22 protein-coding genes and 1 pseudogene are annotated in these 23,804 nt (G+C 41.8%); 19 read left to right on the top strand and 4 right to left on the bottom strand.

Translation table 11 applies throughout. The annotated features are described in order from the left end of the window. Window positions 1-122: 122 nt before the first annotated feature. Window positions 123-3,299 carry a ribonuclease E gene (gene rne / locus H5186_RS00425; protein WP_182793927.1) on the bottom strand — a complete coding sequence of 1,059 codons (3,177 nt, stop codon included), beginning with the start codon at window positions 3,297-3,299 and terminating at the stop codon, window positions 123-125. Window positions 3,300-3,924: 625 nt separating this feature from the next. Between rne and rluC the strand changes: the two genes are divergently transcribed. Both rluC and H5186_RS00435 read left to right on the top strand, forming a co-directional pair. Continuing rightward, window positions 3,925-4,884: a 23S rRNA pseudouridine(955/2504/2580) synthase RluC gene (rluC, locus tag H5186_RS00430; protein ID WP_145233581.1), complete on the top strand. Its 960-nt coding sequence runs from the start codon at window positions 3,925-3,927 to the stop codon at window positions 4,882-4,884. Window positions 4,885-4,925: 41 nt separating this feature from the next. Continuing rightward, a pseudogene (locus H5186_RS00435) lies at window positions 4,926-5,524 on the top strand (HAD-IA family hydrolase). An 18-nt stretch (window positions 5,525-5,542) separates the two neighbouring features. On the opposite strand, the gene H5186_RS00440 reads toward H5186_RS00435, so the two are convergent. Further along, the gene (locus H5186_RS00440; RefSeq protein ID WP_145233583.1) at window positions 5,543-6,136 is read right to left on the bottom strand and encodes a nucleoside triphosphate pyrophosphatase; all 594 of its coding nucleotides are present in this window, start codon (window positions 6,134-6,136) and stop codon (window positions 5,543-5,545) included. Between the two features lie 142 nt (window positions 6,137-6,278). Here H5186_RS00440 and yceD point away from each other — a divergent pair, with 142 nt between their 5' ends. From yceD to H5186_RS00510, 14 genes are all read left to right on the top strand, one after another. Beyond that, window positions 6,279-6,803: a 23S rRNA accumulation protein YceD gene (gene yceD, locus H5186_RS00445; protein ID WP_182793929.1), complete on the top strand. Its 525-nt coding sequence runs from the start codon at window positions 6,279-6,281 to the stop codon at window positions 6,801-6,803. 9 nt (window positions 6,804-6,812) lie between these two features. Continuing rightward, a complete protein-coding gene (rpmF, locus tag H5186_RS00450; RefSeq protein ID WP_002962381.1) occupies window positions 6,813-6,983 on the top strand; it encodes a 50S ribosomal protein L32 in 171 nt (56 codons plus the stop codon). Between the two features lie 12 nt (window positions 6,984-6,995). Beyond that, window positions 6,996-8,039, top strand: a complete 1,044-nt coding sequence (gene plsX / locus H5186_RS00455; RefSeq protein ID WP_145233585.1) for a phosphate acyltransferase PlsX — start codon at window positions 6,996-6,998, stop codon at window positions 8,037-8,039. Between the two features lie 59 nt (window positions 8,040-8,098). Further along, window positions 8,099-9,025 (top strand): ACP S-malonyltransferase, encoded by a 927-nt coding sequence (gene fabD / locus H5186_RS00460; RefSeq protein WP_145233586.1) that lies wholly within the window; start codon window positions 8,099-8,101, stop codon window positions 9,023-9,025. A gap of 12 nt (window positions 9,026-9,037) precedes the next feature. Continuing rightward, on the top strand, window positions 9,038-9,784 hold the full coding sequence (gene fabG / locus H5186_RS00465) for a 3-oxoacyl-ACP reductase FabG (protein ID WP_145233587.1): 747 nt from the start codon (window positions 9,038-9,040) through the stop codon (window positions 9,782-9,784). A 240-nt stretch (window positions 9,785-10,024) separates the two neighbouring features. Next, the gene (gene acpP / locus H5186_RS00470) at window positions 10,025-10,261 is read left to right on the top strand and encodes an acyl carrier protein (RefSeq protein ID WP_016707440.1); all 237 of its coding nucleotides are present in this window, start codon (window positions 10,025-10,027) and stop codon (window positions 10,259-10,261) included. Between the two features lie 118 nt (window positions 10,262-10,379). Continuing rightward, entirely contained in the window at window positions 10,380-11,618 is a 1,239-nt protein-coding gene (fabF, locus tag H5186_RS00475; RefSeq protein WP_149982366.1) for a beta-ketoacyl-ACP synthase II, read from the top strand. Window positions 11,619-11,672: 54 nt separating this feature from the next. Next, entirely contained in the window at window positions 11,673-12,515 is an 843-nt protein-coding gene (pabC, locus tag H5186_RS00480; protein ID WP_259400261.1) for an aminodeoxychorismate lyase, read from the top strand. Next, window positions 12,509-13,510 carry an endolytic transglycosylase MltG gene (mltG, locus tag H5186_RS00485; RefSeq protein ID WP_182793930.1) on the top strand — a complete coding sequence of 334 codons (1,002 nt, stop codon included), beginning with the start codon at window positions 12,509-12,511 and terminating at the stop codon, window positions 13,508-13,510. The genes pabC and mltG overlap by 7 nt, the downstream gene beginning before the upstream one ends. A gap of 54 nt (window positions 13,511-13,564) precedes the next feature. Continuing rightward, window positions 13,565-14,194, top strand: coding sequence for a dTMP kinase (gene tmk / locus H5186_RS00490; RefSeq protein ID WP_182793932.1), 630 nt, complete (start codon window positions 13,565-13,567; stop codon window positions 14,192-14,194). Window position 14,195: 1 nt separating this feature from the next. Continuing rightward, the gene (gene holB / locus H5186_RS00495; protein ID WP_149982363.1) at window positions 14,196-15,092 is read left to right on the top strand and encodes a DNA polymerase III subunit delta'; all 897 of its coding nucleotides are present in this window, start codon (window positions 14,196-14,198) and stop codon (window positions 15,090-15,092) included. A gap of 7 nt (window positions 15,093-15,099) precedes the next feature. Further along, window positions 15,100-15,426 (top strand): PilZ domain-containing protein, encoded by a 327-nt coding sequence (locus H5186_RS00500; RefSeq protein WP_145233592.1) that lies wholly within the window; start codon window positions 15,100-15,102, stop codon window positions 15,424-15,426. Window positions 15,427-15,437: 11 nt separating this feature from the next. Further along, window positions 15,438-16,217, top strand: coding sequence for a TatD family hydrolase (locus H5186_RS00505; protein WP_145233593.1), 780 nt, complete (start codon window positions 15,438-15,440; stop codon window positions 16,215-16,217). Between the two features lie 7 nt (window positions 16,218-16,224). Continuing rightward, on the top strand, window positions 16,225-18,078 hold the full coding sequence (locus H5186_RS00510) for a metallophosphatase (RefSeq protein WP_149982362.1): 1,854 nt from the start codon (window positions 16,225-16,227) through the stop codon (window positions 18,076-18,078). Here the strand turns inward: H5186_RS00510 and H5186_RS00515 are convergent. Both H5186_RS00515 and rsmF read right to left on the bottom strand, forming a co-directional pair. Further along, complete coding sequence (locus tag H5186_RS00515; RefSeq protein WP_182731435.1) at window positions 18,075-18,899, bottom strand: polysaccharide deacetylase family protein; 825 nt, start codon at window positions 18,897-18,899, stop codon at window positions 18,075-18,077. The two genes, H5186_RS00510 and H5186_RS00515, sit on opposite strands and share 4 nt — an antisense overlap. A 375-nt stretch (window positions 18,900-19,274) precedes the next feature. Further along, entirely contained in the window at window positions 19,275-20,711 is a 1,437-nt protein-coding gene (rsmF, locus tag H5186_RS00520) for a 16S rRNA (cytosine(1407)-C(5))-methyltransferase RsmF (RefSeq protein WP_182718766.1), read from the bottom strand. A gap of 265 nt (window positions 20,712-20,976) precedes the next feature. Here rsmF and H5186_RS00525 point away from each other — a divergent pair, with 265 nt between their 5' ends. The 3 genes from H5186_RS00525 to prpC all read left to right on the top strand — a co-directional run bounded on the left by H5186_RS00525 (window position 20,977) and on the right by prpC (window position 23,781). Then, on the top strand, window positions 20,977-21,681 hold the full coding sequence (locus H5186_RS00525; protein ID WP_145233596.1) for a GntR family transcriptional regulator: 705 nt from the start codon (window positions 20,977-20,979) through the stop codon (window positions 21,679-21,681). 71 nt (window positions 21,682-21,752) lie between these two features. Then, window positions 21,753-22,631, top strand: coding sequence for a methylisocitrate lyase (gene prpB, locus H5186_RS00530; RefSeq protein ID WP_145233598.1), 879 nt, complete (start codon window positions 21,753-21,755; stop codon window positions 22,629-22,631). 25 nt (window positions 22,632-22,656) lie between these two features. Further along, complete coding sequence (gene prpC / locus H5186_RS00535; RefSeq protein WP_145233600.1) at window positions 22,657-23,781, top strand: 2-methylcitrate synthase; 1,125 nt, start codon at window positions 22,657-22,659, stop codon at window positions 23,779-23,781. The last annotated feature ends 23 nt before the right edge of the window (window positions 23,782-23,804 follow it).

A 23,804-nucleotide genomic window follows, 5' to 3' on the forward strand; every position in this document is an offset into this window, starting at 1 on the left:
TAGTCTGCTTTAGCTAGAACCTAGTAAATCGTTCTCTTTAACCTTATAACTGCTATTAAAAAAGCCGCGTTAATTTTCATTAACGCGGCTTTTTAGTGTGCTTTTAAGCTAAACCAAAAGTGTTAGTCAACACTCATGGTTTTAGTCATTGCAGCATTCGCGCGACCAGCTGGTTTGATAGAACCGGCACGTAAGCCGCTATCTGGAATAGCGTCACGTTTGTCGTGTGCCATCGCTTTTGGCGTATGGGCGACTTCGCTATCTGCAACGGCAGTAGGTTGTGCCATTGGCGCACTTGCTTTACCTGAAGTGATCACTGTTTTAGTGTGTGCTACAGGTTTTGCAGTAGGCTTAGTCTCTGCCATTGGTGCTTCCTCAACAACCACTTCTGGAGTAGGTTCAGCAGCAACAGGCGCTTGTTCAACCACTTCTTCAGTTGCTTCAGCAGCAACAGGCGCTTGTTCAACCACTTCTTCAGTAGGTTCTGCAGCAACAGGCGCTTGTTCAACCACTTCTTCAGTAGGTTCTGCAGCAACAGGCGCTTGTTCAGCCACTTCTTCAGTAGGTTCAGCAGCAACTGGTGCTTGTTCAACCACTTCTTCAGTAGGTTCTGCAGCAACTGGCGCTTGTTCAACCACTTCTTCAGTTGCTTCAGCAGCAACAGGCGCTTGTTCAACCACTTCTGGAGTAGGTTCTGCAGCAACGGCAGGTTTTTCTTCAACTACTTCTGCAGCTTGCTTATTTTGCTTGGCTTTTAACTCAGCTTCATATTCAGCAGCGGCTTGATCTGCAACTGGAATAAATGCTGGTGGTTGTGTACCTTGCGTTGGCGTAGCTTCTTCACCCTCAGGGCGACGACGGCGTTGCCCAGCAGCACGTAAATGACGTGGAGAACGGCGTGAACGCGTACGCGTTTGGCCTTGCTCTTCATCAGTCGATGTTACTGTCTCTTGCTCGTTTGGTGCCGTCTGTTCAGCTTTTTGCTCAGGCGCTTCAACAGCAGTTGTTTCAACAGCAGTAGCCTCAACCGGTGCTTTAACTTCTTCAGTTTGAGTTACAACTGGCTTAGCCGGCTTGTCATCAACAACAGGCGTAGCTTGTTGCTCTGCGTCATTGTTGGTTGTAGCCGGTTGTGCATTTTCATCTTGCAGGCGAACTTTTTTACGTAAGTTACGGCGCTGACGACGAACCTTAGGTTTTTGCTCCGTTGCTTCAACAACGACATCTTGGCTTGGTGCAACGTCTTTTACGTCAGCTTTTGCTTCGGTTTTTTCTGCTACTACTTTGCTGTCATCGTTACGGTTATCGTTACGCTTACGTGAGTTAGGATTGCGACGACGTTTGTTACGGTTATCGTTTCTTTCCTGTTGCTCGTTGTTTTGCGTGTTTCCAACTGCTGGCGTTTCTTCAGCTACGCTCTCTGTACGCTCGCTTTGCGGTTTAGTGCGTGAATTATTGTTACGACGACGTTGGTTATTACGACGACGTGTATCACCGTCATTGTTACGACGTGGATTATTACGAGATTCACTCGCTGTTTTTTGCTGCTGTTGCTCTTTACTTTCTATTTGCTCAGCAGGCGTTGCAAATAAAGCCTTAAACCAATTGCTGATGGTAGTAAATAAACTTACCTGCGGCTGGGCTGCAACACTTTGTGGTGCCGCTGCTGGGGCTGTTTGAGCCTGAGCTTGTGGTGCTGGTGTTGATGGCATAACTACGCCTTTTAACACCGGCTCTTCACGTACCGCGACCGTTGGTGTTTTTGATGTTTCATACACTTCTTGTTCTGGTAATGTGATTTGCTCGTAGCTTGCTGCTTCAATTGTTTCATCTTTACGCAAACGCATTACTTCATAATGTGGTGTATCCATATGTTGATTTGGAATGATCACCACATCACAGTTATGACGTTTTTCGATGCGATGCACGCTACGGCGTTGCTCATTTAACAGATATGAGGCAACCGCTACAGGTACTTGGGCATTAACTTGTGAGGTATTGTCTTTAATCGCTTCTTCTTCGATTAAACGTAGGATTGACAATGCAATCGACTCGTTTGAACGAATAGTACCTTGACCACTACAACGTGGGCATGGGCCTTGGCTCGCTTCACCTAATGAAGGGCGTAGGCGCTGACGCGACATTTCAAGTAAGCCAAAACGCGAAATTTTACCAATTTGTACACGGGCACGATCTGGACGAACAGCATCTTTTAAGCGATTTTCTACTTCACGTTGATGGCGCGGTGGTGTCATATCAATGAAGTCGATAACGATTAAGCCACCTAAGTCGCGTAAACGTAATTGGCGAGCAATTTCGTCTGCAGCTTCTAAGTTGGTATTAAGCGCAGTTTCTTCGATATCGCCGCCTTTAGTGGCTTTAGATGAGTTGATATCGATAGAAGTAAGTGCTTCAGTTGGGTCAATAACAATTGAACCACCAGAAGGTAAGCGTACTTCACGTTGAAACGCAGACTCAATTTGGCTTTCGATTTGATAATGAGTAAAAAGAGGCACTTCACCTTGATAAAGTTTTACACGGCTCATGAAGTCAGGGCGAAAACGCTCAATGTGCGCTTTAGCTTCTTCAAATACACGGGCTTTATCAATTAGGATCTCACCGATGTCACGGCGTAAATAATCGCGAATCGCACGGAAAATCACGTTGCTTTCTTGATGAATTAAGAACGGTGCTTTACCGCCATCAGAGGCTTGCTGAATCGCATCCCAATGAACAAGCAGCGCTTTTAAATCGTAGTTTAGTTCTTCAAACGATTTACCAACACCGGCAGTACGCACGATTAAACCCATGCCTTTAGGCAGTTCTAAACGGCTTAAAGCTTCTTTAAGTTCAGTGCGTTCATCACCTTCGATGCGACGAGAAATACCGCCAGCACGAGGGTTATTAGGCATTAAGACTAAGTAGCTACCTGCAACACTAATAAAAGTGGTGAGGGCTGCGCCTTTTTGGCCGCGTTCTTCTTTGTCTACTTGGACAATAACTTCTTGACCTTCTTTGATCACGTCACGAATATTCGGACGACCATGGAAAGTATAACCTTGTGGGAAGTAAGTACGGGCTATTTCTTTTAAAGGAAGGAATCCGTGACGATCAGCGCCGTAATCAACAAAGGCGGCTTCTAATGACGGTTCTATACGAGTGATTTTGCCTTTATAAATATTGGCTTTTTTTTGTTCGTGACCCGGGCTTTCGATATCTAAATCATACAGGCGCTGGCCATCAACCAGTGCTACGCGCATTTCTTCTTGCTGCGTCGCATTGATTAGCATACGTTTCATATTGTTACTCTACTGTGTTATGTCTCTGACATGACGAAACTTTTCGCCTGTTCAGTTGCTCCCATCGCTTCTTTTTGTACAATCTCACGACTGGGTCTGTGGGGGAGCTTGGTACTGTATCCGTACTCTAAGTATCTTTATGGTGCTGGCTGACAATAACGTGTTGTCACGTTATTAAATTCTATTATGGTGCCAAAACTATCGGCTGTTTTTTTACAGTGACGTATTCGAGTTCTGTCCAGAGTCGACCATTAATTAAATTAACTTGTACGGTTACAACACATCTGCTGAACGGCGTATTGTACGCCGTCACGATCAGACAAATTATCTGTTCAAATTGCTTTTTTCATCAACATTAAATAACACTTCATGCTCAAACTTAACTGGCGATATATTACACGCATCGGAGTTAATTGAAGGCACGTGTAAACTGGGTATGTATAAAAGCTTTGGAAAACTTATCTCGGATCTGTATGATCAATTACCCAGAATGTGCATCACGAATGTTTTAATGTGTTAAAAAGCACCGTTGTTATTTGCAAATATATATTTGCGACGGTGATTATCCCATTATTATAACTGTGTTAGCAACTAAAATTATTTTACTTAAATCAGTGATTAGGCAATGTCAGAAAAAACCGGCTTACAAGTATCTTTCGTCACGATTACCGAAGACCATTTAGGTCAACGGATTGATAACTTTCTTATTACTCATTTAAAAGGGGTGCCTAAAAGCGCTGTGTATCGAATTCTTCGCAAAGGGGAAGTGCGGGTTAATAAAAAACGCATCAAACCTGTGTATAAATTACAACTCGATGACATCGTTCGTATTCCACCAATACAAATAGCTGAACGTGAAGAGTTTGTGCCTAAAAACCTTGATGTAGTAACCAAACTTGAAGAGGCTATTTTATTTGAAGATAAATACCTTATCGTCATTAACAAACCATCAGGCATGGCTGTGCATGGCGGCAGTGGGCTCAGTTATGGTTTAATTGAAGCATTGCGCGTATTGCGCCCAGATGAGCGCAGTTTAGAGCTTGTACATCGTTTAGACCGTGATACATCAGGCTGTTTGTTAATCTCGAAACGTCGTTCAGTGTTGACCAGCTTGCATGAACAGTTACGTGAAAAAACCATGGAAAAGAATTACTGGGCATTGGTTGATGGGCAATGGGATTCTAAAACTAAAAATGTCACCGAAGGGCTGCGTAAAAACACCCTACAATCAGGTGAACGAGTAGTACGTGTGGATAACGTTGAAGGTAAACCTTCACATACTCGTTTTAAAGTACTGGAGCGCTTTGCTGAATGTTCGTTAGTGCAGGCATCACCAGTAACAGGTCGTACTCACCAAATTCGTGTGCATACACAATGTAAAGGTCATGCAATTGCTTGTGATGATAAGTATGGCAACCAAGCATTTGATGCGGCGATGCGTAAAGTGGGATTAGGGCGATTATTTTTACATGCGCACGATTTGAGTTTTTATCATCCAAAAAATGAAACTACTATGCGAGTAGAAGCGCCGCTTGATAAAGCGCTGGCTAATTGTATTAAAACGTTACGTGCCGCAAAACCGTGAAACCCTATAAATTAGTTATATTTGATTGGGATGGCACGGTGATGGATTCAGTGGCTAAAATAGTTAACTGCATGCATCAATCTGCGAGAGTCTGTGGTGTAGTTTGCCCCAGTGACGAGGCGGTTAAAAATATCATTGGTTTATCACTTGAGCAGGCCGTGACGGTGTTATTTCCTCAGCAGAGCCATTTACACGCTGATTTAATCGCCGGTTATAAGCATCAGTATAAACATCTTGATAACACGCCTACCCCCTTATTTTCTGATGTAGAACAGACTTTAGCGGCATTAAAAAACCGTGGCGTATTATTAGCTGTTGCTACCGGCAAAAGCCGAGTCGGCCTTGAACGCTTGCTGGATGAAACACAGTTACGGGATTACTTTGTAGCGACCCGCACCAGTGATGATGCATTGTCAAAACCAGCTCCTGATATGTTGTTGCAACTGCTCGATGAACTCAATATTAGCCATGATGATGCGCTGATGATTGGCGACACCAAAATAGATATGGCGATGGCAAAAGCGGCCAATATTGACCGTTTAGGTGTAACTATGGGGGGCATAACGCCCAGCAGCTAAACGAGTTTACACCGATTGCGACAGTTGATTCGTATCAGCAACTAGCTGCGCGTTTAGTTTAAGTCGTAGTGAATAAATAGTTAGTCTTGATTACTTAACACATCCAGATCAAACTCAGTCAATAATTGGCTGAGTTTGATAAGTGGTAAACCAATCAAGCTATTAGGGTCATCACCGCTAAGCTTTTCAAATAAACAAATACCTAAGCCTTCGCTTTTAAAGCTGCCTGCACAATTGTAGGGTTGCTCTGCGTCGCAGTAAGCAGATATTTGTGCTTGTGTCAGTGTTCTAAATGTAACATTAAAGGGTTCAACTAGGGTTTTTGTTTTATTGCTTTGAATATCATAAACACATAAGCCCGTTAGAAATGTGACTGTATTACCGCTAAATAAACTCAGTTGTTTAATGGCATTTTCTTTGTTGTGTGGTTTACCTAAGATTTGTTGCTCAAATACGGCAACTTGATCAGAGCCAATTACTAAGCCTTGTTTAAAAAGGGCAGTGGCTGCGCGTGCTTTGAGTTCACTTAAGCGTTTTACAAGTTCAACAGGGGCTTCATTGGGTAGTGCTGATTCGTCAATATCAGGTGAAAAACTGTCGAACGGCAGATTAAATTTTTGCAATAAAGACTGACGAAAGGGTGAACTTGAGGCTAAAATAAGCGGGTGCTGCATGGATTGTTTTCCTAATGAAAATTAGATTGAGTTAGGATAAATCAGATCCGTTGGCAAAACAAAGAAATGAATCGCGAAAAACCAGCTAAAATTGGTTTTTTACTTTGACTAACCAAGTAACTATCTATATGATGCAGCCCCTATGCAAAAGGTGAAAATTCCCATCACTCTTCATCCAGGCAAGGCAGCGCAACACCGTTTAAAGTATGACGGCATTGTACCGCTTGAAAAACTTACCCGTTTACGGGAAGTTGTGCAGGAAGAAGTAGGTGAAATAGCGGTAAAAATTCATTGCAAAAACGATGATCAAGGTTTCGCTGTGATTAGAGGCAATTTGTCCACACATGTTACTGTCACTTGTCAACGTTGTAATGGTGATTTAGGGTTGAATTTGGTTCAAGACTTTGTTTATTCACCAGTCGGTGAGGATACAGAGTTAGAGATTTTTCCAGAAGACTACGATGAAGTAGCGCTTGATGAAAATGGTGAAGTTAACGTTTTTGATTTAATCGAAGACGAACTAATTTTAGCCGTGCCATTAGTTGCTACCCACAACGAAGCTTCATGCAGTTATTCAGCAAAGCCTGCCAGCTTTGGTGTTTTAAAAGCGGAAGATGATAAACCAAATCCATTTGATATTTTGAAACAACTTAAGAAAGATTCTTAGGAGAAGACTATGGCTGTACAAAAAAGCAAAAAGTCTCGTGCAAGACGCGGCATGCGCCGTTCACACGATGCGATCAGTGGTCCAACTTTAACTGTAGACCAAACATCTGGTGAGACTCATCGTCGTCACCATGTGACTGCAGATGGTTACTACAAAGGCGTTCAAGTAATTTCTAAATAAGAGATTGCTTTTATGCTGACCAATCTAACAATTGCGTTAGATATGATGGGGGGCGATTATGGCCCCCGTTCATCTATCCCCGCAGCCGTTAACGCGGTAAATGCAAATGCCAATCTAAGATTGATCTTATGTGGCAACGAACAAGTAATATCTAAAGAACTTGAGTCTCTCGATTCTCTATCTCATCCTCGTTTAATAATTCGTCATTGTAGTCAAGTAGTCACCAATAGCTGTGAACCGTCTTCTGCTGTGCGATCTAAAAAAGATTCCTCAATGCGCGTTGCCCTTGATTTAGTTAAATCAGGTGAGGCACAAGCGTGCGTTAGTGCCGGAAATACCGGTGCATTATTATTTATGGCTCACTATGTGCTGAAAATGTTGCCAGGCGTAAAACGTCCTGCATTGATCTCGGCTGTGCCAACTGAGCGAAAAAATCCGGTTTACTTACTTGATTTAGGTGCGAACGTGCATTGTGATGCACAAACCTTATATCAATTTGGCATTATGGGTTCGGTTGTCGCAGGGCAAGCACTGGGCTGTGATAGTCCAAAAGTGAGTTTATTAAATATTGGCTCCGAAGACATTAAGGGCCATGAAGATATCAAACAAGCTGCACAACTGATGCAACAATGTAGCTACCTTAATTATACTGGTTACAGCGAAGGTAGTGATATTTTTACTGGTAAATCAGATGTGATCGTCTGTGAAGGTTTTGTGGGCAATGTGGCTTTGAAAACCTGTGAAGGGATTGCCAAGCTGATTATGTTTAAGCTTACCAAAGCACTGCAAAAGCACTTTTTCTATAAATGTTTAGCATTTATGTTACAGCCAGTAATAAAAAAACTCTATAAACGGGTGAACCCCGACCAGTATAACGGCGCTTCTCTGGTAGGATTGCGCGGTATTGTCGTAAAAAGCCATGGAAATGCCTCAGCTAAAGCATTTCATGCTGCTATCGACGAAGCTGCTAGAGAGGTGGAACGTCAACTTCCTGAAAAAATTGCAGCTATCTTCGAGCAAACACATTCAACTAAAAAAGTCGCAACTGACGATTAATTACTATGTCAGGTGTGTACTTAAACATTTATTTATTTGTTTAATTAAAAGAGCAAAGTATGGCACAAAAAATTGCACTTGTTTTTCCGGGTCAAGGCTCACAATCTGTGGGTATGTTAAGTGAACTATTAGAGCAATCTGATATTGTTAAAGCGACGTTTGCGCAAGCATCAGCGGCACTTGGTTATGATTTGGCTGCATTAGTACTTAATGGTCCAGAACAAGAATTAAATCAAACCCATCGTACGCAACCGGCATTATTAACAGCATCAGTGGCAATTTACCGCCAATGGCTTGCTGCAAATCCAGATGCAGACGTAACGATGGCAGGTCACAGTTTAGGTGAATACTCAGCGCTGGTATGTGCTGATGTGTTGAGCTTAGGCGAAGCTGTAAAATTGGTTGAAAACCGTGGTTTATATATGCAAGAAGCTGTGCCAGCAGGCGTGGGTTCAATGGCTGCGATCATTGGTTTAGGTGATGACGAAATTAAAGCCGCGTGCTTGGCATCAGCACAAGGTGAAGTGGTTGCACCAGTAAACTATAACTCACCGGGTCAAGTTGTGATTGCAGGTCATAAAGCCGCAGTAGACAGAGCATCAGAAGCGTGTAAAGAAGCTGGTGCAAAACGTGCGTTGCCTTTATCGGTAAGCGTACCTTCACATTGTGAACTAATGAAACCAGCGGCAGAAAAATTAGCAAAAGATTTAGCTGCTTTAACATTTAATACACCTAAGTGTGATGTAATTAATAATGTTGATGTAACAGCTGCAAGTTCAGCGGATGCTATTAAAGATGCATTAGTACGTCAACTATACAGTCCAGTACGATGGACAGAAACAGTACAAGCATTGGTAGCACAGGGCATTACCCAAAGCTACGAGTTTGGTCCTGGGAAGGTGTTAACGGGTCTTGCTAAACGCATTGATAAAGCAATGGTATGTGGTTCGGTGAATAGCCAAACTGCCATTGACGAAGCAAAATAAGAGTAGGAAAAAATGGCAAATTTATTTTCGTTAGAGGGCAAAGTTGTCCTAATTACAGGCGCTAGTCGCGGTATTGGTAAAGCAATCGCCACTACATTGGTAGCACAAGGTGCTAAAGTTGCCGGTACTGCAACCAGCGAGTCTGGTGCTGCAAATATCAGCGAATACTTAGGCGAGAATGGTAAAGGTTATGCGTTAAACGTAACTGATCCTGCATCGATCGAGGCAACACTTGCTGCGATAAAAGCAGATTTAGGCGATATCGACGTATTAGTAAATAATGCTGGTATTACCCGCGATAACTTACTTATGCGTATGAAAGATGCAGAGTGGGACGATATCATTGATACTAACTTGAGCTCAGTTTTTCGTTTATCTAAAGCAGTGTTACGCCCGATGATGAAAAAGAAAAACGGTCGAATTATCAATATAGGTTCAGTTGTTGGTACAATGGGTAATGCAGGGCAAGCTAACTACGCAGCAGCTAAAGCGGGTGTAATTGGTTTTTCTAAGTCGTTAGCGCGTGAAGTTGCTTCTCGTGGTATTACAGTCAACGTAGTTGCTCCTGGTTTTATTCAAACAGATATGACCGACAGCTTAACTGACGAGCAAAAAGCAGCTACGCTTGCTAATGTTCCTGCTGGGCGTTTAGGCCAACCGGATGAAATTGCCGCCGCAGTATGTTACTTAGCATCTGATGCAGCAGCGTATGTTTCAGGCGAAACTTTGCACGTAAATGGTGCGATGTACATGGTGTAAGGAACTTTGTTCCTATTTTGTTTTGAGGCGGCTTGTCGAAAAATGTTGAATTTTTTGTTAACTTGCTTTAAACATACTTGAATTCGTGCTGAAAATAAGCGATAAAAGACACAAATAACCGTCAAGAGGTTTGACCAGATAAAAAATTATCAGCAAATCCTTGAATCACAGAATTATGCGCCGTAAACTACGCCGCAATCTGAAAATAACGCATTGGCGTTTTTAATAAAGGAAAGAAGAATGAGCGACATCCAAGAACGCGTAAAGAAAATCATCATTGAGCAACTAGGTGTTAAAGAAGAAGAAGTAAAGCATGAAGCTTCTTTCGTTGATGACTTAGGCGCAGATTCACTTGATACTGTTGAATTAGTAATGGCTCTTGAAGAAGAGTTCGATACTGAGATCCCAGATGAAGAAGCTGAAAAGATCACTACAGTACAAGCTGCAATCGATTACGTAACGGCTCACGCTGAGTAATCAATCGCATATTAAGGGCAGCGTTCGCTGCCCTTAATCTATCTATACCCTGTATTTCCACGCATTTGGGTATTAATACCCACCAGAAAAATAATAATTCCCTTATTGGAGGCAAACCGTGGCTAAACGTCGAGTCGTCGTAACTGGCTTAGGAATGTTGACGCCGCTAGGTAATGATGTTGAATCAACCTGGCAAGGCTTGTTAAATGGCAAAAGTGGTATCCAAACTATCACTCATTTTGATACATCTAGTTTTGGCACCAAGTTCGCTGGTTTGCTGAATGATTTTGATGCGTCAGCCTATATGCCGGCAAAAGATGCTAAAAAAATGGATTTGTTCATCCAGTATGGCATTGCAGCAGGTGTACAAGCACTACAAGATTCTGGCCTTGAGATCACAGAGCAAAACGCAGCCCGCGTTGGTGTTGCTGTGGGTTCGGGCATTGGTGGTTTAACGCTTATTGAAGAAAACCACATAAAGTTATTAAACAGTGGCCCACGTAAGCTTTCTCCTTTTTACGTGCCGTCGACCATTATCAATATGATCTCTGGTCATTTATCGATTATGCACGGTCTACGTGGTCCAAATATCTCTATCGTGACAGCCTGTACAACAGGTTTACACAACATTGGTCACGCTGCGCGCATGATTGCTTATGGTGATGCTGATGCGATGGTTGCCGGTGGTGCAGAGAAAGCCTCAACGCCAATTGGTATGGGTGGTTTTAACGCTGCACGTGCGTTATCAACCCGAAACGACGATCCGCAAGCTGCATCACGTCCATGGGACAAAGACCGTGATGGCTTTGTACTTGCTGATGGTGCAGGTGTTATCGTACTTGAAGAATACGAGCATGCGAAAGCCCGAGGTGCAAAAATCTATTCTGAGTTGGTTGGTTTTGGTATGAGCGGTGACGCTTATCACATGACGTCGCCACCAGAAGATGGTGCCGGTGCAGCCTTGGCAATGGAAAATGCTTTAAACGATGCGCAAATCAATGCAGATCAAGTGGGTTATATTAATGCTCACGGTACATCGACTAACGCTGGCGATAAAGCAGAAACCTCTGCAGTTAAGTCAATTTTTGGTAATGCTGCCAAAGATGTGATGGTGAGTTCATCAAAATCTATGATGGGTCATTTACTCGGTGCAGCAGGCTCTGTTGAATCAATTATCACTATTTTGTCGTTACAAGATCAAAAAGTAACACCAACAATTAATCTTGATAACCCTGATGAAGGCTGTGATCTGGACTACGTTCCACACACGGCTCGTGATGCGAAACTTGATTACGCATTATGTAACTCATTTGGTTTTGGTGGTACTAATGGCTCGTTGGTATTTAAAAAGGTATAATCTTTTTTAACAACGAGACAAAATAAGAGCCCAGTTGTTACTGGGCTTTTTTATATGCAAAATATGCCAAAACAAAAAACTCACATAGCGCAAACAATAAAATTAGTCACGCCACAGCAAGGCGTTAGCATAAGTAGCAATGATCGCGGCTTTAATTATGGCGATGGCTTTTTTACAACTGCAAAAATAGTTGATGCTCAAGTAGAGCATTGGCCACTTCACAGGGCACGATTAGTTGAATGCGCGCAGCGACTTAGTTTTGGTGAGCTGGATTTATCGGCACTGCAGCAAGCAATCGCTGAGTATATTAAGACGGTTTCGCTGGGCGTGTTAAAAATAGTGGTTACACGTGGTGAAGGAGGGCGTGGTTATGGCCTTCCTGAACAAAGCAATTTATTGATTGTACTGTCGCTATTACCGTTTCCTTCACACTACGCTCAATTAGCACAACAAGGTATTAAACTCGCTATTAGCCCTGTGCAACTTGCATCGCAACCATTGCTTGCTGGTTTGAAAACGTTAAATCGTTTAGAGCAAGTAATGATCAAACGCGCCATGCAAGGGCAAGATTGTGATGATGTACTGGTGTGTGATTATCACAATAATGTGATTGAAACCTCTGCGGCAAATATTTTTGCTATTAAAAATGGTCGAGTTTTTAGTCCAAGTTTGCAAAACTGTGGCATTCAAGGGGTTTATCTGCAATCACTGTGTGATAAGTTAACCATTGAATTTACTGATATTAAGCTAGAACAATTGCTGCAAATGGAGGCAGTATTTAGTTGTAATAGCTTAATGGGAATTGTGCCTGTTACAGCGATTAATGGTATGCAGTTTGAGTTAGCAAACAGTTTAGTATTATTGCATGGTTTATTTACCAAGGAGTCTGCGTGTTAAGAGTGATTATATCGATTGTGTTGCTAGCATTATTGGTAACTGAAGTTGGTTATCAACAGTTGCAAGCTACTATTAACAGTAGTTTAAAAGCGCCAGCGAATACGTTGTTTGAAGTTAAAAAAGGCACGGGGTTTAATCAACTCTGCCAACAGTGGCAAGCTAAAAAATGGTTAGATGGGTGCTTACGTTATCAGATACTCGCGAAACTCGATCCGACACTGACGGATTTAAAAGCTGGTTTATATCAACTTAATAACGCCACGGTGCTTGATAACATTCGGCAAATCAATCAAGGTAAACAAGTAAGCTTTAGTTTTACAATTATTGAAGGTCAGTCACTTCGTGACGTGTTAGCGGCAATAAGTAAAGCCCAGTACCTTCGTCAAGATTTAAGTCTTGGTGAGTTATCTCAGCAAATAGTCGGCTCTGATCAGCATTTAGAAGGGTGGTTATTTCCTGATACCTATTATTATCATGCTAATGATACGACAAGCTCAGTGCTCAAACGAGCGCATAAAATAATGCAAAATGTACTTGATGAGGCTTGGCAAAACAGGGCTGCTGATTTACCGTTTAAAACGGCCTACGAAGCATTGATTATGGCCTCAATTATTGAAAAAGAAACAGGCCTTGCCAGCGAACGGCCATTAATAGCCTCTGTATTTACTAATCGACTAAATACAAAAATGCGCTTGCAAACTGATCCAACCGTGATTTATGGCATTGGTGCTGACTTTGATGGTGATATAAAACGTAAAGATTTAACTAATCATACTCCGTATAATACATATAAAATTAATGGCTTACCGCCTACGCCGATTGCTATGCCGTCAAAAGCGGCAATACTTGCAGCAGTCAATCCACCTGAGTCTGAGTACCTTTATTTTGTTGCCAAAGGCGATGGTAGCCATCAATTTTCTAAAACCTTAAAAGAACATAACAAAGCAGTACAAGATTACTTACGTTATCAAAAACAGTTAAGCAAATCAGAGTAAAAAATATAAAACGAGAAAGCCGATTAATGCTTTCTCAAACTAAAAAGAGAGATCATGACAGCAGCAAAATTTATTGTGATTGAAGGCTTAGAAGGGGCCGGTAAATCGACAGCTATAGCAATTTGCCAACAGTTTTTAGAGCAGCACAAAGTTGATTTTATTAATGTACGCGAGCCCGGCGGGACACCCATCGCTGAAGCACTGCGCACTATTGTAAAAGATAACCATGTCGAACAGATTGCCAGCGAAACAGAATTACTGCTGATGTATGCAGCCCGTTCGCAACTGCTACATAATGTTATTCGTCCAGCACTTGCTAAAGGACAATGGGTATTAGGCGATCGTCACGATCTATCATCGCAGGCTTACCAAGGCGGCGGACGTGAAATTGCCGCTACTACGTTAGATTCTCTCGCCAATATTGTATTAAAAGGTTTAAAACCAGATCTGACCATTTATTTGGACATTGAACCTGCGGTGGGCCTTGCCCGTGCGAAAGGACGCGGTGAACTGGATCGTATAGAACAACAAGCATTGAGTTTTTTTGAACGTACCCGCGCACGCTATTTAGAACTCGCATATAGTGATGACACTATTAAAACAGTTAATGCAGGTCAAAGTATGCAATTAGTACATCAAGATATTATTACCGTGCTTGAACAATTTATGAAAAGTAACAATTAACATGATTTATCCTTGGCTTAGCAATGTTGAGCAGCAATTAGCAGCCAGTTTTAATGCTGGGCGTTTTCACCATGGACAATTATTTAATGGTCAACAAGGTGTTGGTAAGCGCGCCTTAGTGGAGCAGCTGGCTAATGCATTATTGTGCTTGTCTGCAACTAACTTAGTCCCTTGTGGGCATTGTAAGAGCTGCCATTTAAATCAAGCAGTTACTCATCCTGACAAATATGTAGTGCAAGCTGATGGACAAAGCATTGGTGTGGATGATATTCGCAGTGTCAGCGATTTCATGCATCAATCAGCGGCGCAAAATGCCAATAAAGTGGTGGTGATCAATGATTGCCATAAAATGACCACAGCGGCGGCCAATGCCTTACTTAAAACGTTAGAAGAGCCCAGCCCGCAGCGATTTTTGTTACTAACAACGAGTGCGACAACGCAATTACCGGCCACTATTTTAAGTCGCTGCGCGCTTACACAAGTAAAAGTGAATGACGCCAATGTTGCTATGAATTGGATTTCCCAACTGCACGTTCCTGCATATCCATGGTTAAAAATGTTTACCCAGCAGCCATTATTGATTGCCCGTTGGCAACAAGATGAGCAGCTGGAAGTAATCGATGAATTGTATAAGTTTGCAACTGAGCTAAAACAAGGCCATAATTTCAGTGCGTTAGTTGATATTATCAGTAAAGATACAGAGCGTGTTCGCGTCTTTTGTTTATTTTTAAGCGAACAATTAAAACAACAACTCATTGCTGGAATGGATTTTGATTCATATCAGAGTGCGCAAAATGCATTGGCCGAATTTGTGCAAAACAGTACACAGATATTAGGATTGAACTTGCCGTTGGCAGTGTCTCGTTTAGCGTATCGTTTACGTAAAAGCTATAAGTAGGATTATTGTGCAAGAATTATTAGTCGATTTAGATGATCTAGATGAATTATACCGCTGCTATATGCCGTATTTAAAAAATGGTGGACTATTTGTGCGCACTAATATGCGTTATGAGATGGGTCATTCATTGGCATTAAAAGTGACATTACCGGATGCGCTTGAAGATGATGTAATAACCGGAAAAGTTACATGGATCACGCCACAAGGCGCGCAAAGTTCTAATCCACCGGGCATTGGTATTAGTTTTATCGATGATAAAACGAACCTAAATGTGAAGATCGAAAAACTACTAGGGACTATGTTAAACTCTGGTAATCCAACTTATACCATGTAGTAAGCAGTAACATGATTGTAGATTCTCATTGCCATTTAGACCGACTCGATTTTGATAAACTCGATTTAAACTTAGACCAAGTACTTGATAGTGCACGGGCTAAACAAGTTGAACACTTTTTATGTGTGAGTGTCACACTTGATCAATTCCCTAGTATGCTAGAAAAAATTCAAGGCTATAGTGATGTCTCTGCCTCGTGTGGTGTTCACCCGCTTGATCAAAAAGACGCACTTGATAAACAACGCTTAATTGATTTAGCAAGCCACGATAAAGTAGTAGCAATTGGCGAAACAGGGCTTGATTACTATTATTCGAAAGACACCCATGCCGTGCAACAAGCAAGTTTTGTGGGTCATATTGAAGTGGCGAACGAGTTACAAAAACCACTTATAATTCATACTCGCGATGCGCGCGACGACACCATAAACTTAATGCGTGAACATAACGCACAAAAGTGTGGTGGTGTATTGCATTGCTTTACTGAAGATTGGGATATGGCTAAAAAAGCCATCGACTTAGGCTTTTATATTTCTATCTCTGGCATTGTGACCTTTAAAAATGCCGTAGAGCTTAAAGATGTTGTTAAACAAATCCCTCTTGATAGATTATTAATCGAAACAGACTCGCCTTATCTAGCGCCAGTACCGTATCGTGGGAAAACTAATCAGCCCGCTTATGTGCAAGATGTTGCTTATTACATTGCTGATTTAAAAGGTATTAGCTACAAAGAGCTAGCCAAAGCGACTACGGAAAACTTCTACTCATTGTTCAACTTAGTGAACAAAGGTTAATTAGCATATGAGCACAGCATCACTTCCTCTATTAATAATGGGGCCGATGGTGCGCCGAGCTGATGCTGCAGAGGTTTGCATACAGTTTGCAACGTCTGTAGCATCACAATTTAGTATTGAATTTGATGATATAGACGTTTTTAGTGAGCAACAGAGCATTGCTTTAGGTACTCATCTTTACTTGCACTTTGTGATCGTAAAACCGATTGCCGCAACATTGCCTGTTAATCAGCTGATCAGCTACCGCCTATTAAACAGCAACTTAGACGTTGATTTAAGTGATTTTTGTTATCAAGGAAAAGCCACCCCTGAATTTGTGATCCCGCAAAAACTTGAGCAGATTTTACATGGCTCATGCCGTAACCCACATCATCCTGCAAAAGATAGCTTAGTGGCTGCGAATGATTTTCAACAGCAAAATCGCAGTGTAAATAAAACCGGGGCGGATGTTTTACTGCTCTCTGGTGATCAAGTGTATGCCGATGATGTTGCTGGTGCGATGTTATTAGCAATTGAACGACTGATCAGCGTATTAGGAATATACCAAGAGCAACCACTGGCAATTGATTTACCTGCACAGTTAAGTGAACAACTTTATCAGCGCCACTTATATTTACCGACGGTCCCTTGGCAAAAACGCAATAAAATAGGGGTTGGCTATTGGCTAAAAAAAGATGAGCCACATTTTTCAAGCTTAAAAGCTGCAAATCACTTGATCTTTTTTGAAGAGTTTATAGCCCTTTATTTACTCAATTTTAGCCCGTTACTGTGGGACTTAATTGACTTTGATAGTATTAGCTATCAAGCAAGCTCGCCCAAATGCCAGCAAGTTTTTGATAATGAAAAAGCAGCTTTAACGGATTTTAAAAATGGCTTAGTACACGTTCAGGTGCTACTGGCAAATATTTCAACGTTAATGATGTTTGACGATCATGATGTTACCGATGATTGGAACTTGACGGCTGGTTGGGAGCAGGTTATTTACCAACATCCAGTTAGCCGCCGTATTGTTAATAATGGCTTGATCAGTTATTGGCTGATGCAAGGCTTTGGCAATGATGCAGGTCATAAAACAGCTGCTTTACTTGATGCGTTTAAGACGAGTTTTTCTGAGCAAAAACAATGGCAATTTAAAGCGTTTGATAAAACCATTCTCGAGTTTAATCATTGGCATTATGAGTTGAATACTGTGCCTAAAGTGGTCGTGCTGGATACCCGCACTCATCGTTGGCGTAATGAGCAAAACTTTAATGAGCCCTCTGGTCTACTTGATTGGGAGCGTCTCACTGAGCTCGAAGAAAGTTTAGTGACTCATGAACAAGTGATCATTGTCTCACCCGCACCGGTGTTTGGCGTTAAATCAATTGAAGCTATTCAGTCATTGTTTAATATTTGCGGACAGCCATTATTAGTTGATGTTGAAAACTGGATGGCCCACGAAGGCTCAGCTAAAAAGTTACTGGATACCTTTCGCCGTGACGATACCCCTAAAGAAACGCTTATTTTATCGGGTGATGTACATTACTCATTCTGTTTTTCCGTACAGAAACGCTTTGGTAAGCACCCCAATAGAATTTGGCAACTTACTGCCAGTGGTATTAAAAATGAGTTTCCGCGTAAATTAATTAACGTGCTGGATAAGTTAGACTCGATTTTATACGCGCCGAAAAGCCCGTTAAACTTTTTTACAAAGCGTTGGCAGATGGAAGTCGATAAACATCAAACCATCGGGGAGGGGCAAAAATACTTGGTGAGTGATTCAGCGATTAGTTTGATTGAATTACAACAAGGAAAGCTGGCGCGTTATCAGTTACTCCATCCCGATAATCGCACCACAGAGTTTGATTTAAGCAATGATTAATTTAATGGTTTGCGCTGTTGTCTTACATAGTCGCTAACGTTACTTACTGTATCTAACCAATAACCGTTAGCAGGATCTTTCAGATAAACAAGCAATTGCTCGAGTACTTTTGCGTCAGTGGTATATTGATCTCCGTTACCAATTTCATGGCCCGCCAAAATCAACCAAGCATTATTTTCCCGTAATTGATCCAGCATGGTAATGATTTCATCAAAACTCATTCCGTCGATCCTAAGTCCTGTTAGCTGTGCAAAATCAGTAAAATTAGGATTATTAGCTGACTCATCTAACCAAGTTCGGCCGCTGTCAAAATGTTTAGCGATTAAAGGCACGTAGCTCTTAGTATCAATGCCCCGGCCAACAAATGTATTGCCGCACGGATAAGCAAAGGCGCGAGGGGTCACTCCTAAATGATCTTTTAGGTATTGCTGCGCTGATAAAATATCATTTTCAAGCCACTTGAGTGTAGTGTGTTCAAGTGATAAGTCTTGTGCTCTTAACCATTCAAAATTCCCTGTACATACGTGGCTGCTGGTATGATTTGCAATTTCATGGCCCGATTTTACCGCGTCTTGCCACTGAGTTAGGCGCTGCTTGACGTTAAAAGGGGAAACATAAAAAGTTGCTTTGACTTGGTGCCTGTTCAAAATCGCAGCGCCAACATCGACTTGGCTGTGACGGGCATCATCAAACGTGATACTCACAGCATTTTGCGCTTTATGCGGGTAATTAAAACCAAGGTATTTTTGCGACTCAGGATTGGCAATAACAGAGAATGACAGTACTGAAATAGTCATGATCAATGAAGATATTTTTAACATGGTAGTCCTTACACTTTCTTAGTCTATATATAGAAACAAGTTATGTGTAATAAAGCAATGATTACCTATGTGACTGAGACTGAATAAATTTCAAGACGATAGCTTATTTATAGACAAAAAAACGCCCAGAACGAATCCGCATTGTTCTGGGCTTAGGGGATGGCTCTAATGAGCCTGCGCTAACTTTAAAAACACCTTCTAAGTTCATTAAGGGAGAAGTAGAAAGTAATATTAAGTGTAGTTAACATATGTAAAAAAACCCAATAAATGATGATTTTTTATACTGCTTATAAAACAACTGTTTGTCTTAAAACGAAGCGCAAAGCTTAAATTTTATACATTGGTTGTTGCCAACTTATCCACACCTTATTATTATCACCAGCTGATCAGTTGAGTGTTTTGTACTAAATCTCGAGGTAAGGAGTTTTTAATTTTATTTTTTTGCCATTTTCCAAGCCCTATCGGACAGCCACAAAGGGTTAAAACCACTTCGCCAAGTGCGTTGCTAGGTTCGCTTAAACGAATATCTTTACCTTGAAAGTAGTCATTGGCCTGCTCGTTACTTAGCGCAATTACATTAGCCTTACATTGGCCACCAAATACGGTGGCAAATTCGTGGTTAAGACGCACCCCATTTTTGTGGATCATGCCGAGGTGGATACCAAGTCGCGCGTATTTTATTTTGTTTTCAATGGCGGCAAACTGCTCAGGGAATAGCCACAGTTCTTTATCGCGCTGCATTAGTGAGCCGCTGAGTGATGTCAGGTCAAATTGTTTTTTTAGCTCAGTGTAAAATGCTTGGCTGGATTTTTTGTCAAACGGCTGAAAAGGGAATGCACCTTTTTTTACTTTTTGATTTGGATTATCGCAGCTAGCAAGCTTTTTAAACTTAGCAATAAAAAAGCCTTCGCTGTCGAATGTTTGCGGCCAGACATGCAAATAGCCTTCGCTGGTTGTGGCTCGCTCTGCACCTGCAAACAAATGATCTAATGGTTGTATTTCAAGATGTTCTGTAAACTCAGTGAGAAGATATTCGCACACTTGCTGATTTTCGAGCGGGGTTAAAGTACAGGTTGAATAGACTAATGTACCGCCTGGTTTTAATGCATAGAAAGCGCTTTTTATTAAGTTTTTTTGCACTTTGGCAATATCAATGTTTGACTCAATCGACCAATTCTTTAAGGCATCAGCATCTTTTCGAACCGTACCTTCGCCAGAGCATGGGGCATCGAGTAAAATACTGTCAAAGCATTCATACATATAATCGCCAAAAATAGCCCCATCAAAATGCGACAATGCACAATTGCCAACTCCCATACGCTTTAAGGTTGCGCTGAGTACTTTTAAACGAGATGACGACAATTCATTGGCAACCAATACCCCGTGATTATTCATTAATGCTGCTAATTGTGAAGTTTTAGAGCCAGGAGCGGATGCCATGTCGAGCACATGAGTTGCATCAGTTAATGCGTCTTTGAGTGCTATTGGTGGCAGCATCGAACTGGCTTCTTGTACATACATAGCGCCACTTAAATGTAGATCCGTGTTACCCAGTGCCAGAGCTTGCTCTTCATGTTCACTGCGCTCTAACCAAAAACCTTCGCTACACCATGGGATTGGGCTTAATGTCCAGCCTCTATCAAGGGCATACTGCTGAAAATCCTCAACCGACATTTTAAGCGTATTGACACGTACAGATTTACGAAGCGGTCTGCGACAGGCATTGAGAAAGTCATCCAATGTTAGGTGTGCAGGTAAATAGGTCTTTACGTCATCTATAAAATGCTGGGGAATATAGGTATTGGCGTCCAAGGTCGTGCTCACAGAGAATTTTAAAGTTGTATTCTAGCATTATTAGTGGCTCAGAGCAGTGCCTTAAATAATCTTTTAAAGTATGCAAACCTGTCGACACTTGGTGCATAAATGTGTGTTTTAAGTGTTTTTAAACATTATTTATTATACTTATGTCGACAATAGCCGTTTTAAAACGCAGTTTTTACTGATTTAGGGTTGACACATTTACAGCTAAAGACCATAGTGTATCCGTAAATTGTCGACAATCTTGGAAAGGTGAATAATGACGCAAGATGCTTTTAGTGAAACACCTATTACTACCGCCTCAGATCAGGTATTTGTGGATATGCGTCGAGAAATTGTCGAAGGCAGTATTGTTCAAGGTAGCAAGATATCCGAGCCAGAACTGGCAAAGCGTTATGGTGTAAGCCGTGCAACGCTTCGTGAAGCGCTTAACCGCCTTGAAAGTTGTTATTTAGTTGAGCGTAAAGCGAATGTGGGTTGTCGTGTTGTGGCACTTACAGCTGAACGTTTAATAGAAGTATATCAAGTTCGCAGTGCGCTTGAAGGTTTAGCGTGTCGTTTAGCTGCCGACAATATGGCACCGGATGAAGTACAAAGTTTAAAGCAATTACTTAATCAGCATCTGAAAACACAACGTGTAAAAGAGGGTGAGTCTTACTATCAAGAAGCCGGCGATCTGGATTTTCATTATCGCATTATTAAAGGCAGTAAAAACGACCACCTTATTCACTTATTGAGTAACGGACTTTATCAGTTAATTCGTATGTATCGTGTGCAAATGGGTATGGTTGGGCCTCGCGTATCAAAAGCGTTTGATGAGCACTTAGCCATTATTAATGCGATTGAAAACCATGATGGGGAATTAGCTGAGTTATTGATGAAGCGCCATATCAGTGCATCGCAAGCCAATATACAAACGAAGTTTAATTTACATGCCGCGCAAAATGAGCGCGCGGAGCAGTAAAAACGTCATATTAAACCATTAAAAAATATAAGTTGTCATAAAGCAACCCCGTTCAAAGTTAGGAGAATGTAATGTCAGCAGGATTAAAATTTAAACAGGCGATTGCCAATAATCATCCATTACAAGTCGTCGGCACAATCAACGCTTACACGGCGATGATGGCTGAAAAAATGGGTCATCAAGCAATTTACCTTTCAGGTGCAGGTGTCGCGAATGCTTCATTTGGTATGCCTGATTTGGGGATGACCAGTCTTGATAATGTTTTGGAAGATATTCGCCGCATCACAGGTGCCAGCGATTTACCATTACTTGTTGATGCCGATACTGGTTGGGGTGGAGCATTTAATATTGCTCGCACAGTCAAAGAGATGACCAAAGCTGGCGCGGCGGGGTTTCATATTGAAGACCAAGTAGCGCAAAAGCGGTGCGGCCATCGCCCGAACAAAGAAATTGTCTCGCAAAGCGAGATGGTTGACCGTATTAAAGCAGCTGTTGATGCTAAAACTGACAGTGACTTTTACATTATGGCGCGTACTGATGCGTTTCAAAAAGAAGGCTTAAATGCCGCGATTGAACGTGCAGCAGCCTGTGTTGAAGCTGGTGCCGATGCTATTTTTGCAGAAGCCGTACACGATCTTGCCGACTATCAAGCCTTTACCAAAGCGATTAATGTGCCTATTTTGGCCAACATTACTGAGTTTGGCCAAACGCCAATTTATACTAAAGAGCAACTAAGTGATGTAGGCGTAGAAATGGTGCTTTACCCACTCAGCGCGTTCAGAGCAATGAATAAAGCGGCACTTAACGTCTATTCAGCAATTTTAAATGAAGGGTCTCAACAGAGCCAAATTGAAAATATGCAAACACGTGCTGAGCTTTATGACTTTTTAGATTATCACTCGTATGAAAATACACTCGATAACCTTTTTTCAGCAAAATCTGATAAATAATAATAAATTCAACAGGAGACACATCATGGTAGATAAAGCATTAGGCGGCGCAGGACTTCGCGGACAAGTAGCAGGCCAAACAGCACTTTGTACAGTAGGGCAAACCGGTTCAGGCTTAACGTATTGTGGTTACGACATTGCAGAGCTTGCTGAAAAAGCGCAGTTTGAAGAAGTATCTTTCCTGCTTTCGCGCGGTGAATTACCGACCTCTGCAGAGCTTAGCGAATACAAAGCTAAACTAAAAAGTTTACGTGGTTTACCACCGGCACTGAAAACTGTACTTGAAAACATTCCAAAAGACGCGCACCCAATGGATGTTATGCGTACAGGTTGCTCTATGCTAGGTAACCTTGAAATGGAGCATGATTTTAGTCAGGCTAATGATGCCATTGACCGTATGGTTGCGGTATTCCCAAGCATTATTTGTTACTGGTATCGTTTTACTCACGACGGTGTGCGTATTGAAACACAAACTGATGATGACTCAGTTGGCGCGCATTTTTTAACGCTACTACATGATAAAGCGCCATCAGAGTTATTTGCTCAAGTGATGAATGTATCGCTGATTTTATATGCAGAGCATGAATTTAATGCCTCAACCTTTACTGGTCGCGTTTGTGCATCGACATTATCTGACATTCACTCTTGTGTAACAGGTGCCATTGGCACGTTACGTGGCCCATTACATGGCGGCGCGAATGAAGCGGCAATGGATATGATTGAAGGCTTTAAAGATGCAGACCATGCAGAGCAAGAAATCATGGGCATGCTGGAGCGTAAAGATAAAATTATGGGCTTTGGTCACGCAATCTATCGCGAATCAGATCCACGTAATGTGATCATTAAAAAGTGGTCTGAAAAACTCGCTGCAGAGCTAGGCGACGAGGTACTTTATCCAGTATCAGTGCGCTGTGAAGAAATTATGTGGCGTGAGAAGAAGTTATTTTGTAACGCAGACTTTTTCCATGCATCGGCGTATCACTTTATGGGCATTCCAACTAAGTTATTCACCCCTATTTTTGTTATGAGCCGTGTAACAGGCTGGACCGCACACGTAAAAGAGCAACGCGCTAATAACCGTATTATTCGTCCAAGTGCAGATTACACTGGGCCAGAAGCGCGTAGTTATACGCCAATCGAATCACGTTAAGACTATTAAAGGTGGGCGAAAAT

Source organism: Pseudoalteromonas sp. SG41-2 (assembly GCF_014164535.1).
Classification (GTDB): domain Bacteria; phylum Pseudomonadota; class Gammaproteobacteria; order Enterobacterales; family Alteromonadaceae; genus Pseudoalteromonas; species Pseudoalteromonas rhizosphaerae.